This is a genomic window from Streptomyces sp. NPDC015242 (assembly GCF_043079125.1).
GTDB lineage: Bacteria > Actinomycetota > Actinomycetes > Streptomycetales > Streptomycetaceae > Streptomyces.
On sequence record NZ_JBIBUF010000001.1, the window covers coordinates 459,204 to 472,768 of the forward strand.

12 protein-coding genes are annotated in these 13,565 nt (G+C 74.2%); 5 read left to right on the forward strand and 7 right to left on the reverse strand.

The annotated features are described in order from the left end of the window. The first annotated feature begins 160 nt into the window (after positions 1–160). The 4 genes from lnt (at position 161) to ACF07N_RS02085 (ending at position 5,172) form a co-directional block, all read left to right on the forward strand. Positions 161–1,768: an apolipoprotein N-acyltransferase gene (gene lnt, locus ACF07N_RS02070; protein ID WP_392107195.1), complete on the forward strand. Its 1,608-nt coding sequence runs from the start codon at positions 161–163 to the stop codon at positions 1,766–1,768. 57 nt (positions 1,769–1,825) lie between these two features. Beyond that, positions 1,826–2,305: an NUDIX domain-containing protein gene (locus ACF07N_RS02075; protein WP_392107198.1), complete on the forward strand. Its 480-nt coding sequence runs from the start codon at positions 1,826–1,828 to the stop codon at positions 2,303–2,305. 54 nt (positions 2,306–2,359) lie between these two features. Continuing rightward, the gene (locus tag ACF07N_RS02080; protein WP_392107201.1) at positions 2,360–3,160 is read left to right on the forward strand and encodes a 3-hydroxybutyrate dehydrogenase; all 801 of its coding nucleotides are present in this window, start codon (positions 2,360–2,362) and stop codon (positions 3,158–3,160) included. Between the two features lie 68 nt (positions 3,161–3,228). Beyond that, positions 3,229–5,172 (forward strand): helix-turn-helix domain-containing protein, encoded by a 1,944-nt coding sequence (locus ACF07N_RS02085; protein ID WP_392107204.1) that lies wholly within the window; start codon positions 3,229–3,231, stop codon positions 5,170–5,172. A 67-nt stretch (positions 5,173–5,239) separates the two neighbouring features. Here ACF07N_RS02085 and ACF07N_RS02090 read toward each other — a convergent pair whose 3' ends face one another. The 7 genes from ACF07N_RS02090 to ACF07N_RS02120 all read right to left on the reverse strand — a co-directional run bounded on the left by ACF07N_RS02090 (position 5,240) and on the right by ACF07N_RS02120 (position 12,925). Beyond that, the gene (locus ACF07N_RS02090; protein ID WP_383329164.1) at positions 5,240–6,625 is read right to left on the reverse strand and encodes an MFS transporter; all 1,386 of its coding nucleotides are present in this window, start codon (positions 6,623–6,625) and stop codon (positions 5,240–5,242) included. Between the two features lie 183 nt (positions 6,626–6,808). Beyond that, the gene (locus tag ACF07N_RS02095; protein WP_392107207.1) at positions 6,809–7,954 is read right to left on the reverse strand and encodes an ABC transporter ATP-binding protein; all 1,146 of its coding nucleotides are present in this window, start codon (positions 7,952–7,954) and stop codon (positions 6,809–6,811) included. A gap of 5 nt (positions 7,955–7,959) precedes the next feature. Next, complete coding sequence (locus ACF07N_RS02100; protein WP_392107210.1) at positions 7,960–8,808, reverse strand: ABC transporter permease; 849 nt, start codon at positions 8,806–8,808, stop codon at positions 7,960–7,962. Next, entirely contained in the window at positions 8,805–9,620 is an 816-nt protein-coding gene (gene modA / locus ACF07N_RS02105) for a molybdate ABC transporter substrate-binding protein (protein WP_392107213.1), read from the reverse strand. The genes ACF07N_RS02100 and modA overlap by 4 nt, the downstream gene beginning before the upstream one ends. A gap of 172 nt (positions 9,621–9,792) precedes the next feature. Continuing rightward, entirely contained in the window at positions 9,793–10,191 is a 399-nt protein-coding gene (locus ACF07N_RS02110; protein ID WP_383329180.1) for a molybdopterin-binding protein, read from the reverse strand. Between the two features lie 39 nt (positions 10,192–10,230). Continuing rightward, on the reverse strand, positions 10,231–11,025 hold the full coding sequence (locus ACF07N_RS02115) for a ribonuclease BN (protein ID WP_383329183.1): 795 nt from the start codon (positions 11,023–11,025) through the stop codon (positions 10,231–10,233). A gap of 223 nt (positions 11,026–11,248) precedes the next feature. Further along, positions 11,249–12,925 (reverse strand): NAD-dependent malic enzyme, encoded by a 1,677-nt coding sequence (locus ACF07N_RS02120; RefSeq protein WP_392107217.1) that lies wholly within the window; start codon positions 12,923–12,925, stop codon positions 11,249–11,251. A gap of 168 nt (positions 12,926–13,093) precedes the next feature. Between ACF07N_RS02120 and ACF07N_RS02125 the strand changes: the two genes are divergently transcribed. After that, positions 13,094–13,564 (forward strand): DUF6069 family protein, encoded by a 471-nt coding sequence (locus tag ACF07N_RS02125; protein WP_392107220.1) that lies wholly within the window; start codon positions 13,094–13,096, stop codon positions 13,562–13,564. Position 13,565: the final 1 nt, after the last annotated feature.

Below are 13,565 nucleotides of genomic sequence, written 5' to 3' on the forward strand. Positions count from 1 at the left end.
TAACGGCTGGTGGACGTTTTGGGGATGTGTCGTGACGAAGTGAGGAGGAACGGTGTGGGACGTGGGAGCCGGTCCCGGGCGCCGGGGCGGGGTGGAGCGGCCGTACCGGTCCGGCGGACCGCGCTGTCGGCGCCGGGGTCAGTCGACTTAGACTCCGGGAGTGACCGTCACCGCAACCTCCGTCGGCGAGTCGGACCAGCTCCAGTCGCGGGCCACGCCCTCGGCGCGGGTCCGCGTCCGGCGGCTCGTCCCGGCCGCCGCAGCCGCGCTCTCCGGCCTGCTCCTCTACGTCAGCTTCCCGCCGCGCACCCTGTGGTGGCTGGCCGTGCCGGCCTTCGCCGTCTTCGGCTGGGCGCTGCGCGGCCGCGGCCCCAAGGCGGGGTTCGGCCTCGGTTACCTCTTCGGTCTGGGCTTCCTGCTGCCGCTGCTGGTGTGGACCGGAGTGGAGGTGGGGCCGGGGCCCTGGCTCGCCCTGGTGGCCATCGAGGCGATCTTCGTCGCACTGGTGGGGGCCGGGATCGCGGCGGTGTCGAAGCTGCCCGGCGCGCCCGTGTGGGCGGCCGCCGTGTGGATCGCCGGCGAGGCGGCACGCGCGCGTGCGCCGTTCAGCGGCTTCCCCTGGGGGAAGATCGCGTTCGGGCAGGCGGACGGCGTGTTCCTGCCGCTCGCCGCGGTCGGCGGCACCCCGGTGCTCGGCTTCGCCGTCGTCCTGTGCGGCTTCGGCCTCTTCGAAGGCGTGCGGCTGCTCCTCGACCGGCGGGCCACCGGGATCGTGCGGCCCGCGGCGGCCGCCGTCGCCGTGCTGAGCGTGGCGGTCCCGCTCCTCGGGGCGTTCGCCGCCCGTCCGCTGGTCAGCGACCGGGCCGAGGACGGCAGCGTCACCGTCGCGGTGATCCAGGGCAACGTCCCGCGCGCGGGTCTCGGCTTCAACGCCCAGCGGCGGGCCGTGCTCGACTACCACGCGCGCGAGACCCGGCGCCTCGCCGCCGAGGTGAGGGCCGGCAAGACCGCCCGGCCGGACTTCGTGCTGTGGCCGGAGAACTCCTCCGACATCGACCCCTTCGCCAACCCCGACGCCCGCGCGGTGATCGACGCGGCGGCCCGGGCCGTCGGCGTGCCCATCTCCGTGGGCGGCGTCGTGGAGCGCGACGGCAAGCTCTACAACGAGCAGATCCTCTGGGACCCCGCCAAGGGTCCCGTCGACACCTACGACAAGCGCCAGATCCAGCCGTTCGGCGAGTACCTGCCGCTGCGCTCGCTCATCGGCGCGATCAACCCGGCCTGGACGGCCATGGTCCGCCAGGACTTCAGCCGGGGCACCGAGCCGGGCGTGTTCACCATGGACGGCGCCGAAGTCGGCCTCGTCACCTGCTACGAGGCCGCCTTCGACTGGGCCGTGCGCTCCGAGGTCACCGACGGCGCCCAGATGATCTCCGTGCCGAGCAACAACGCCACCTTCGACCGCAGCGAGATGACGTACCAGCAGCTCGCCATGTCCCGGGTCCGCGCGGTCGAGCACAGCCGGACCGTCGCCGTGCCGGTCACCAGCGGGGTGAGCGCCTTCATCCTGCCGGACGGCAGGATCACGCAGCGGACCGGCATGTTCGTGGCCGACTCACTGGTGCAGAAGGTGCCGCTGCGCTCCTCGCAGACCCCCGCCACCCGGCTCGGCGTGCTGCCGGAGATCGGCCTCGTCCTCGTCGCGGCCGGCGGACTGGGCTGGGCGGCCGGCGCCGGTCTGCGCGGGCGACGCGCCGGTGACGTGTAGCCGTACGCCGCCCGGATCCGGCCGGGGCGCCGGGACCGGCCCCTTAGGGTCGTGACCATGGCTACTCCTGACTTCATCCGCACGCTCCGCGCCTCCGCGGGACACCAGCTGCTCTGGCTCCCCGGGGTCACCGCCCTCGTCTTCGACGACGAGGGCAGAGTGCTGCTGAACCGCCGGGCCGACACGCGCAGGTGGTCCGTGCTCGGCGGCATCCCGGATCCGGGGGAGCAGCCGGCGGCCTGCGCCGTGCGCGAGGTCTACGAGGAGACGGCCGTGCGCTGCGTCGCCGAACGGGTCGTCCTCGTCCAGGCCTTGGACCCCGTGACGTACGGGAACGGCGACGTCTGCCAGTACATGGACATCACCTTCCGCTGCCGGGCCGTGGGCGGTGAGGCACGGGTCAACGACGACGAGTCCCTGGACGTCGCCTGGTTCGACGTCGATGCCCTGCCCGAGCTGAACGAGTTCGGCCTGTTGCGGATCAAGCAGGCGCTGTCGGACGCCCCCACATGGTTCGACCCCACTGGTTCCCGCTGAACTGTGGGGTGTGACCACATGGGGCGGGGTGGGGGCCGTGCCTAGGGTCGGGGCATGACCGCGCCTCGTGCCCTCCCGGCTCCCCACGCCACCCCGCTCGACCTCGGCGGCCGCACCGCGCTCGTCACCGGTGCCGCCGGCGGCATCGGCCGCGCCTGCGCGCTGCGGCTCGCCGCCGCCGGCGCCAAGGTCAGAGCCGTCGACCGGGACGCCGCGGGCCTGGAGGAGCTCGCCGCACGGGGCACCGGCCTGGCGGGCACCGTGGAACCGCACGTCCTGGACCTCACCGACCTGGACGCCGCCGAGCTCGCCGCCGCGGGCACCGACGTCCTGGTCAACAACGCCGGACTGCAGCTCGTGCGCCCCATCGAGCAGTTCCCGCCCGACGTCTTCCACACCGTGCTCACCGTCATGCTGGAGGCGCCGTTCCGGCTCATCCGCGGCGCACTGCCCCACATGTACGGGCAGGGGTGGGGCCGCATCGTGAACGTGTCCTCCGTGCACGGGCTGCGCGCCTCGGCCTACAAGTCGGCCTATGTGGCCGCCAAACACGGGCTGGAGGGGCTGTCCAAGACCACCGCTCTCGAAGGCGCACCCCACGGCGTCACCTCGAACTGTGTGAACCCCGCCTATGTGCGCACACCCCTGGTCGAGACGCAGATCGCCGACCAGGCGCGGGCCCACGGCGTCCCGGAGGACCGGGTCGTGTCCGAGGTGCTGCTCCAGGACAGCGCCGTCAAGCGGCTCATCGAACCGGAGGAGGTGGCGGAGGCCGTGGCGTACCTGTGCGCGCCGCACGCGTCCTTCGTGACCGGCACCTCGCTCGTGCTCGACGGCGGCTGGACCGCCCACTGAGGGCCGGGCCGCCCGGGAGTTGTCCACAGGCCTGACGGGACGGCCGGGTCATGGTGAATCCTGTGAGCATGTCCAGCGATCACGTGCAGCAAGCCGAGCGCACCGCCGCCGCCGGGGGACGCCCGGCGAGTGCCGAGACTCCGTACCTGGAGCTCCTGGCCCGGGGCGCGTCCGCCGACGCCTACGAGCAGCCGGTGCTGCTCGCGCGCGCCGAAGGGCGGCCCGCGGAGTGGATCGCGGCGCTCCAGCACGCCAAGCCGCTCGCCCTGCGCGTCCGCGCGGAGCTGGAGGGGCGCCGCCGCCGCGAGGCCGAGCTGTCCGCGCTGTTCGAGACCGCCCACGACCTCGCCGGGCTGCGCGACCTCGACGCCGTGCTGCAGGCGATCGTCCAGCGCGCCCGCTCCCTGCTGGGCACGGACATCGCCTACCTCAGCCTGAACGACCCGGCGCGGGGCGACACCTACATGCGCGTCACGGAGGGCTCGGTCTCGGCCCGCTTCCAGCAGCTGCGGCTCGGCATGGGCGAGGGCCTCGGCGGCCTGGTCGCCCAGACCGCACGCCCCTACGTCACCGACGACTACTTCAAGGACGACCGCTTCCAGCACACCCTCACCATCGACGCGGGCGTGCGCGACGAGGGGCTCGTGGCGATCCTGGGCGTGCCCCTGACGCTGGGGCACCACGTCATCGGCGTGCTCTTCGCCGCGGACCGCCGGGCCCGGGTCTTCGAGCGGGAGCAGATCGCCCTGCTCGGCTCCTTCGCCGCCCTGGCCGCTGCCGCCATCGACACCGCGAACCTGCTCGCCGAGACCCGGTCCGCGCTGGCCGGCCTGGAGCGGGCCAACGAGATCATCCGGGACCGCAGCGGCGTCATCGAGCGCGCCTCCGAGGTGCACGACCGCCTCGCCGAACTGGTCCTGCGCGGTGGCGGGGTGCACGACGTGGCGGCGGCGGTCTCCCGGGTCCTCGACGGCACGGTCGAGTTCGCCGAGGCCGCCGCGGCACCGGCCGAGGCCCTGGAGGCGTCGCGCGCCGAGGGGCACGCGGTGCGCCACGAGGACGACTGGATCGCCGCGGTCGCCGCCGGCGGGGAACTGCTCGGCGCGTTGGTGCTGCGCGGCCACCCGGGCCTCGACCCCGTCGACCAGCGCACGCTGGAGCGGGCCGCCATGGTCACCTCGCTGCTGTTGCTGGCCCGCCGGTCGGCCGCCGAGGCCGAGCAGCGGGTGCGCGGGGAGCTGCTGGACGACCTGCTGGACGCGCGCGACCACGATCCGCGCCTGCTGCGCGAGCGCGCGGCCCGCCTGCACGCCGACCTCGACGCCGTCCACGTGGTGCTGGCCGCACGGCTGGAGGGCGGAGCCGCCGACGCCGACCAGGAGGCCGACGCCCGCAGACGCCTGGCGGCCGCGGCGTCCCACCTCGCCGCGACACGGCACGGCCTGGCCGCCGCCCGGGACGGGGGCACGGTCCTGCTGCTGCCGCTGCGTCCCGGCACCACCGCCACCGAGCTGGCCCGCGCCGCCGCCCGGCAGCTGGGCACAGCGGTCCACGCCCCGGTCACCGTCGGCGCGTCCGCGCCCGCCGCCGCTCTCGCCGACCGCCCCGACGCGATCGCCACGGCCTACGGGGAGGCGCGGCGCTGCCTCGACGCCCTGCGCCTGCTCGGGCGCTGCGGGGACGGTGCCGCCGCCGAGGACTTCGGCTTCCTCGGGCTGCTGCTGGCCGGCGACCGGGACATCCCGGGCTTTGTGGAGCGCACCGTCGGCCAGGTCGTGGCGTACGACCGGCGCCGCGGCACCGATCTGCTGCGCACCCTGGACGCCTACTTCGCCTGCGGCATGAGTCCCGCGCGCACCAAGGACGAGCTGCACGTCCATGTGAACACGGTCGCCCAGCGGCTGGAGCGCGTCGGACGCCTCCTGGGCGACGACTGGCAGACGCCGGCCCGCGCCCTGGAGATCCAGCTGGCCCTGCGCCTGCACCGCCTGTCCGCCCCGGACCGGCCCTGACCGCGCATGGCACCGGCCCCCGCACGCCTGGGCGTACAGGGGCCGGTGCCGTGCGATCGGTGGCGGGTCACAGGGCCCGGGCGTTCCCCCGTGCGGTGGCCGCCGGCTCGGCGTCGGCGGGCGGGACGACGTCGGCCAGGTCCCGGTGGCGGGTCTCCTTGGCCGCGGCCACCGCGACGACCGTGAGCACGGCGGCGGCGATGACGTACAGCGCGATCGGTGTGGAGCTGCCGTAGTCGGACAGCAGCGCGGTGGCGATCAGCGGGGCCGGCGCGCCCGCCGCGACGGATGCGAACTGCGCGCCGATGGACGCCCCGGAGTAGCGCATCCGCGTCGCGAACATCTCCGAGAAGAACGCCGCCTGCGGCGCGTACATCGCCCCGTGCAGCACCAGCCCCACGGTCACGGCGAGGAGCAGGCTGCCGAAGCCGCCGGTGTCGATCAGGGCGAAGAAGGGGAACATCCACAGCCCGACCCCGACCGCGCCCATCAGGTACACGGGCCGGCGGCCGATCCGGTCGGAGAGCGCGCCCCAGGCCGGGATGACCGCGAAGTGGACCGCCGAGGCGATCAGCACCGCGTTGAGCGCGGTCTGCTTGGAGACGCCGGCCGAGGTGGTGGCGTAGACGAGGATGAACGCGGTGATCACGTAGTAGCTGATGTTCTCCGCCATGCGCGCGCCCATCGCGACCAGGACGTCACGCCAGTGGTGGCGCAGCACGGCGACGAGCGGCAGCTTCTCCGCCTGCGCGCCCTGGGCCGCGCTGCGCGCCTCGGCCTGGGCCAGGGCCTGCTTGAACACGGGCGACTCGTCGACGGACAGACGGATCCACAGGCCGACGATCACGAGGACCCCGGAGAGCAGGAACGGGATCCGCCAGCCCCAGCTCGTGAACGCGGCATCCGACAGCACGGCGGTGAGCAGGGACAGCACACCGGTGGCGAGGAGCTGCCCCGCCGGGGCGCCGGTCTGCGGCCAGGAAGCCCAGAAGCCGCGCCGCCGCGCGTCTCCGTGCTCCGACACGAGCAGCACCGCGCCGCCCCACTCGCCGCCCAGCGCGAACCCCTGCACCAGCCGGAGCACGGTGAGCAGCACCGGCGCGGCCGTGCCGATGGTCGCGTGCGTCGGCAGCAGGCCGATCGCGAAGGTCGCCCCGCCCATCAGCAGCAGGCTCAGCACCAGGAGCTTCTTCCGCCCCAGCCGGTCGCCGTAGTGCCCGAACACCAGGGCGCCCAGGGGCCGGGCGGCGAATCCGACGGCGTACGTCAGGAAGGACAGCAGCGTGCCGACGAGCGGGTCGGAGTCGGGGAAGAACAGCTTGTTGAAGACGAGCGCGGCGGCGGAGCCGTAGAGGAAGAAGTCGTACCACTCGATGGTGGTGCCGATGAGGGAGGCGGCGACGATGCGCTTGAGGTTGTTCGGAGCTGGTGGAGCGGTTGCGGGCGACGACATCGGCACCACTTCCTGGCGTTTCGACGGGGACGGTTGCGTTGTCGCCACACCGTAGGAACGCGCAGGTCACCGGCGTATGTGGTGGGACACCATAGTTCTGGACGTGGGAGTGCGTGCGGCCACCATGGAGGGGGGTAAAGCGCCGCGGCGGCGAAGGCGACCGCCGCGGTCTCGTGCGCCTCCTCAGACGGGGTAGGCGTGGGTCTGCGCCGCCTTGACCGTCGCCCACACCTCCGCGCCCGGGTGCAGGCCGAGTTCGGCGGCGGCGATCGTGGTGAGGTCGGCCGCGAGGGGGAGTTCGCCGGTGAGGTCGGCGCGGATCTGGTCGCCGTGCGTCTCCATGCCGGCGACCCGGCAGCGCCAGAGGTTGCGGGCGCTGGAGCCGGTGGGGCGGCCCCGGTGGAGGGTGACGGCGCCGGGCGGGAACGCCACGAAGACCGGGCCGGACAGCCGTTCCGTGGTGGTGAGCGACGGGCCGTCGGCGAGCCGGACCGTGTGCCCCTCGGCCTCGCCACGGTAGAGGTTGAGGCCGACCAGCTGCGCGATGTAGTCCGTGCGCGGATGCCGGGCGATGTCGGACGGGGTGCCCTCCTGCACCACCCGGCCCCGCTCGACGACGACCAGACGGTCGGCCAGCACCATGGCGTCCAGCGGGTCGTGCGTGACCAGAACGGCGACGGCCTCGAAGTCCGCCAGGTGGCGCCGGAGCCCGGCCCGTACCTCCAGACGCGTACGGGCGTCCAGGGCGGCCAGGGGCTCGTCGAGGAGGAGCAGGCGGGGACGCGTGGCGAGGGCGCGGGCCAGGGCCACCCGCTGGGCCTGGCCGCCGGAGAGCCTGCGGGGTCTGGCGCCGGCGTGGTCGGCGAGGCCCAGCCGGTCCAGCCACGCGGCGGCCTGCGCGCGGGCCTGTGCCTTCGACGCGCCCTGGCAGCGGGGTCCGAAGGCCACGTTGTCGAGGGCCGTCAGGTGGGGGAAGAGCAGGTAGTCCTGGAAGACGACGCCCACGGGCCGGGACTCCGGCGGCGTACGGTCCAGCTCCGTGCCGTCCAGGCGCAGATGACCGCCGGAGAGCGGGGTCAGCCCGGCCAGGGCGCGCAAGGCGGTGGTCTTGCCGGCGCCGTTCGGTCCGAGCAGGGCGACCACCTCGCCGGGGGCCACGGTGAGTGCCACGTCGAGGCGGAAGCCGCCGCGGTCCACGACGAGACGGGCGTCGAGCCCGTCCGTGACGGAACCGGCGCGGCCGCCGGAGCCCCGCGTCGAGGTGTGCGTCCTGGCACCCCGGCCCCCTGCCGCCGCGTGTCCCGGCTGCTCCTGCCCGCTCGCGTTCACGCCGGTCACCTCGCGCTCATCCAGCGGTCCCGCAACCCGGCCAGCACCGCGATCGACACCGCCAGCAGTACGAGACTGAGGGCGATCGCGGCCTGCGGGTCGTTCTGCAGGGCCAGGTAGACGGCCAGCGGCATGGTCTGCGTGCGGCCGGGGAAGTTGCCGGCGAAGGTGATGGTCGCGCCGAACTCGCCCAGGGCCCGGGCCCAGGCCAGCACGGCGCCCGCCGCGATGCCCGGCGCGATCAGCGGCAGCGTGACCCGCCGGAAGGCGGTGAAGCGGGAAGCGCCCAGCGTCGCGGCCGCCTCCTCGAAGCGCGGGTCGGCGGCCCGCAGCGTGCCCTCCACGCTGATGACGAGGAACGGCATCGCCACGAACGCCTCCGCGACGACGACTCCCGCCGTCGTGAAGGGCAGGGTGATCCCGAACCACGCGTCCAGCCACCGCCCGACGATCCCGTTGCGCCCGAGGGCCATCAGCAGGGCCACACCCCCGACGACCGGCGGCAGGACGAGGGGCAGCGTGACGAGGGCCCGCACGGCACCGCGGCCGGGGAAGTCGACCCGGGCCAGCAGCCACGCCAGCGGCACACCGATCACCAGGCTCACGGCGGTCGCCGCCGTCGCGCAGACCAGGGACAGCCGCAGGGCCTGCCACACCTCGGCGCTGGTCAGCTGCTCGGGCAGGCTCTGCCACGGCGTGCGGACGAGCAGCGCGATCAGGGGGACGGTCAGGAACGCCACCCCGAGCAGTGCGGGCAGCAGCAGCGGCAGCGGCACACCGCCGCGCACCCGCCGGGGCCGCGGCCCGCCCCGGAGGGTGCCGCCCGCGCCGGTCCGGTCGGTCGGGGCGTTCACGGCGTGCGGAATCCGGCCCGGCTCAGCACCCGCTCGCCCTCGACCGAGCGCACCAGGGCGATGAACGCCTTGGCGGCCTCGGCGTTCGGCGCCTCCTTCAGCAGGGCGATCGGATAGTCGTTGACGGCGTCGGCGGACTCGGGGAACTCCACGCCCTCCACCTTGTCACCCGCCGCGCGCACATCCGTCTTGTAGACGACGGCCGCGTCGGCCTCCTTCAGTTCCACCTTCGTCAGCGCGGCCTTCACGTCCTGCTCGTAGGAGACCGGGGTGAGCTTCAGACCGGCTGCGTCGAGGGCCTTGCGGGCGGCGGCGCCGCAGGGCACCTCCTCGGCGCAGAGCACCACCTTCAGGTCCTTCGCGGTGAGGTCCTTCAGCGAGGAGATCCGGTCGGGGTTGCCCGGCAGGGTGGCGATCTCCAGCTCGTTGCGGACGAAGGTCACGGGCGTGCCGGAGGCGTCACCGGCGTCCGTGACGATCTTCATCGTCCTGGTGCTGGCCGCGGCGAACACGTCCGCGGGGGCGCCGCCGGTGATGCTCGCGGCGAGGGAGTCGCTGCCGCCGAAGCTGAAGGTGACCTTCGTGCCGGGGTGTTCCTGCTCGAAGCGCCTGCCGAGGGCCGTGAAGCCGTCCTGCAGCGAGGCGGCGGCGAAGACGGTCACCTCACCGGTGACCCGGCCCGGTGCGGAGCCGGAGGGGTCCGCCCCGGACGCCCCGGAGGACGAGCAGGCGCTCAGGGCCAGCAGGGCGGCGGCTGCTCCGGGCGCGGCCGCCCGCAGGGTGCGGCGGCTCCGGCGCGCGGTTCGGGTCATCACGGGTGCACTCCCTCGGCGAGGCTTCGGCGACGCGGCCGCACCCCCGGTGCGGCGGGCGTGCATACGTCGATGATAGTGCCGCAGATGCGAGGAGTACGTCTGCTGTGTGTTCGCATGAGCGGGGGAGAGGCCCGGTGAAGCTGGCATGTGCGTTCCTACGGGCCCCGCCTCACGTCCGGTCGATGTGCACGTTCGTCGACTTGACCCGGGCCGTGGCCTCCATGCCGACCTCAAGACCCAGTTCCTCCACGGCCTCCCGGGTCAGCAGCGACACCAGCCGGTGCGGTCCGGCCTGGATCTCCACCTGGGCGGCGACATCCCCGAGTTTCACGGCGGTGACGATGCCGGGGAACGCGTTGCGGGCGGAGGTGTAGGGGGCGGCGTCCTCCTCGGCGCCCCCGCTCCGGGCCAGCTCCACGGAGAAGGCGGCCAGGTCCCGGCCGTCGATCAGGCGCCGCCCGCCCTCGTCCCGGTGGGTCGCCACCCGCCCGGCGTCCGCCCAGCGCCGCGCGGTGTCGGGGCTCACGCCGAGGAGCCGTGCGGCCTGGCCGATCGTGTAGGACTGCATGGGCGCCAAGATAGGCGATCGGGCCCCGCCCGCCGCGCGTCACGGCTCGGCGGTACGTCCCGGCCCGTGGTGTTCGAGGAGCCAGCGGCCCAGCAGGGCTCCGCCGTAGACCACGTAGCCCACGCCGATGAGCCAGGACTCGACGACGAGGACGACGCCGACCGCTCCGTAGCTGATCGCGTTGGTGACGATGAGCGGCGTGAAGACGAAGTAGGAGAACGTGCGCAGGCCGACCAGGCCCGCCATGGTGGCCACCGCCCCGGGCAGCAGTGCCCTCCAGTGGACCTGCCCGCCCAGCAGGAAGCGCTGCCCCCACCAGAAGAACAGCACACCGGACGCCGCGCTCAGCACGATCCGCTCCGGCCCGGCCACGAGGGTGCGCGTCTGCACCTCCTGGTACAGGTACACCGTCATGGCGATCAGCCACACCGCCTGCCGCCAGACGCGGTGCCACGGGCCGGCCGGCAGGCTCCAGATGCGCTCGTAGCCGTTCTGCACACTGCCGGCGAAGGCCACGCCGAAGACGGCGAGCGCGACGCCGCCGAGCACGCTGGTGGTGCCGATGACCTCGCGCGGAGGGCTGATGATGTCCGTCAGCACCCGCTCGGACCGCCCGGACAGCCCCATGCCGTCGGCCAGCCACGAGGCGAAGCCGCCGCGCCCCAGCGGGTCGGCTGCGGCCACCACGATCAGCAGCGGTGCCAGGGTGACCAGCGCGAGCGTGGCGAAGCCCATGGCCCGGTGCATCAGCTCCACGTCACGGCCGCGCCTCAGCAGGCCGCCTGCCCCCAGCCGCTGCCATCCGCGGTGCACCCCGCGGCCCGCGCGCTTCACGGCAGGCCGGCGGCGCGCGCCCGCGGGACGGCCGGGGCCGGTGGCCGGCCCGCACGGGTGCCCGTCGTCCACGACGGTCTCGTGACGGTCATCCCGCGCCCGCCTCCCGGTGCGCTCGCTGTCCTCCGGTCCCGGACATCGTTGACCGTTCCGGATAGCGACAAACGCGGCAAAAGGGGTCGCATGGCGCGTCGTTCCCCTGAGCGGGCGCGCGGGACGGTGGTCAGCCGGCGTAGCGGGGGATCCACTGCGCCCGCGCGATCGCCTCGCGCAGGTCCTCCTCCGTCGCCCGCGGGGCCACCCCGTCCTCCACGGCGGCGAGGGCCGCCGCCAGGGCGATCTCCCGGGCGGAGTCCCGCATCCCGGCCAGCGGCGGCAGCAGCGGCACGGGCCCCTCCACACCGTCGGCCGCCCGCACCGCGCACCGTGCGACGGCCCGGGCGGCGGCCACGAGCATCCGGTCGGTGACACGCGTGGCCCGGCTCGCCGTCACCGCGAGCCCCATGGCCGGGAAGACGTACACGTTGTTCGACTGCGCCACCGGCACCTCGTGCCCGTCCACCGTCAGCGGCGGGAAGGGCGACCCCGTGGCGATCAGGGCACGGCCGTCCGTCCAGCGGGTGAGGTCGGCGGGCTCCGCCTCGGAGTGGGACGTGGGGTTGGACAGCGGGAAGATCACCGGCCGTTCACAGCTGCCGGCCATCTGCCGCACGATCTCCTCGCTGAAGGCGCCGTGCGCCGTCGACAGGCCGATCAGCGCGGTCGGCGCGACACGGCGCACCACCTCGGCGAGACCGGTGCCGTCCCAGTCGGCCACCTCCGCGTCGTCCCGGGCGAACACCCGCTGCTGCGGCGACAGTCCGGACCGGGAGGACACCAGCAGGCCGTCGACGTCGAGGATCCAGAACCGCGCCGTGGCCTCGTCCTCGGTCAGCCCTTCGTCGACCATGGCCGTCCGGATCATCTCCGCCACCCCGATGGCGGCCGACCCCGCCCCGAGGATCACCAGCCGCTGCTCGGGCAGGGGCGTGCCGGCCACGTCGGCGGCGGTGGACAGGGCGCCGAGCGTGACGGCGGCGGTGCCCTGGATGTCGTCGTTGAACGTCAGCAGCCGGTCCCGGTAACGCTCCAGGATCGGGTACGCGTGGGCGGTGGCGAAGTCCTCCCACTGCAGCAGCGTCCCGGGCAGCTCCGCCTCGACCGCCGAGACGAACGCCTCGATCATCTCGTCGTACTCGGCACCCGTCAGCCGGCGGGCCCGGCGGCCCAGGTAGCGGGGATTGCCGAGCAGGTCCTCGTTGTCCGTGCCGACGTCCAGCAGGATCGGCAGGGTGCGGGCGGGGTGGATGCCGCCGATCGCCGTGTAGAGGCTGAGCTTGCCGATCGGGATGCCCATGCCGCCGACGCCCTGGTCGCCCAGCCCGAGGATGCGCTGCCCGTCGGTGACGACGACGACGTCCACGTCCTGGTTGCCGTGCGGGCGGTTGCGCAGGATGTCGCGGAAGCGGTGCCGGTCCTCCCAGGACAGGAACAGCCCGCGCGGCCGCCGGTAGATCTCGCTGAACCGCCGGCAGGCCTCACCCACCGTCGGCGTGTAGACGACCGGCAGCAGCTCCTCCAGGTGCTCGGTGACCAGGCGGTAGAAGAGCACCTCGTTGGTGTCCTGCAACTGCCGCAGATAGATGTGCCGGTTGAGGGGCTTGTCGTAGGAGCGGAACGCCTCGTAGGCGCGGGCGACCTGTTCGTCCAAGGTCTCCACGGCGGGCGGGAGCAGTCCGTCGAGACCGAGTGCCGCGCGCTCGCCGCGGGTGAAGGCGGTGCCCTTGTTGACCAGCGGGTCGGCCAGCGTCGTGACGGCGGGGCTGGTGGTGGGGCGGGGGTGGTTCATCGGCTGGTCCATGCTGTGACGCCTTCCCGCGGTGCGCTGGTTCGTGCGGGTGACGTGTGCCATCCGGGCGAACCGCCGCGCGGGAAAGTCCGCGGGCCACCGATGAGTTCCGTGGCGCCGCGCCGTCCACCTCTCCGAAGGGCGCACCGCGCGCCCCGACTGCCGTCAGGAGACAGTGACATGAGTGTGACCACCCCGCAGACCCGGACCGCCCGGACCGCCTCCCGGAGCGTCACCGGCTTCCTCTCCGCACGTCCCGTGTGGCTGGCCGGGGTCCTGGCGACCCTGGCCGGCGCCGTCGTCACGGAGGCCTTCGCGCTCCTCGCGCGGGCGGCGGGCGTCCCCATGGACGCGGCGAGCCCCGGGGCCGCCGAGGCCGCGGAGATCCCGGCCGGGGGCTTCTTCGGCGGGGTGGTATTCTGGTCCGCCGCCGGGATCGTCCTCGCGGTGGCACTGGCCCGCTGGGCCCGCAGGCCCGCCCGCACCTTCACGGTGACCACCGTCGCGCTCACCGTCCTGTCCCTCGCCGGTCCCGCCGTCGCGCCGCACACGGCCGTGTCGACCCAAATCGTCCTGGCCGTGTCCCACCTGGTGGCCGCGGCGGTGATCATCCCGCTGCTCGCCCACCGGCTCTCCGGCACCGGGCGGTGAC

What these genes read in the sequence shown, in the direction of transcription:
- ACF07N_RS02110 (WP_383329180.1), bottom strand. Translation starts at nt 10,191, where the DNA reads ATGCAGTCCTACACGATCGGCCAGGCCGCACGGCTCCTCGGCGTGAGC.
- ACF07N_RS02120 (WP_392107217.1), bottom strand. Translation starts at nt 12,925, where the DNA reads ATGGACCAGCCGATGAACCACCCCCGCCCCACCACCAGCCCCGCCGTC.
- ACF07N_RS02080 (WP_392107201.1), top strand. Translation starts at nt 2,360, where the DNA reads ATGACCGCGCCTCGTGCCCTCCCGGCTCCCCACGCCACCCCGCTCGAC.
- modA (WP_392107213.1), bottom strand. Translation starts at nt 9,620, where the DNA reads ATGACCCGAACCGCGCGCCGGAGCCGCCGCACCCTGCGGGCGGCCGCG.
- ACF07N_RS02125 (WP_392107220.1), top strand. Translation starts at nt 13,094, where the DNA reads ATGAGTGTGACCACCCCGCAGACCCGGACCGCCCGGACCGCCTCCCGG.
- ACF07N_RS02075 (WP_392107198.1), top strand. Translation starts at nt 1,826, where the DNA reads ATGGCTACTCCTGACTTCATCCGCACGCTCCGCGCCTCCGCGGGACAC.
- ACF07N_RS02090 (WP_383329164.1), bottom strand. Translation starts at nt 6,625, where the DNA reads ATGTCGTCGCCCGCAACCGCTCCACCAGCTCCGAACAACCTCAAGCGC.
- ACF07N_RS02085 (WP_392107204.1), top strand. Translation starts at nt 3,229, where the DNA reads ATGTCCAGCGATCACGTGCAGCAAGCCGAGCGCACCGCCGCCGCCGGG.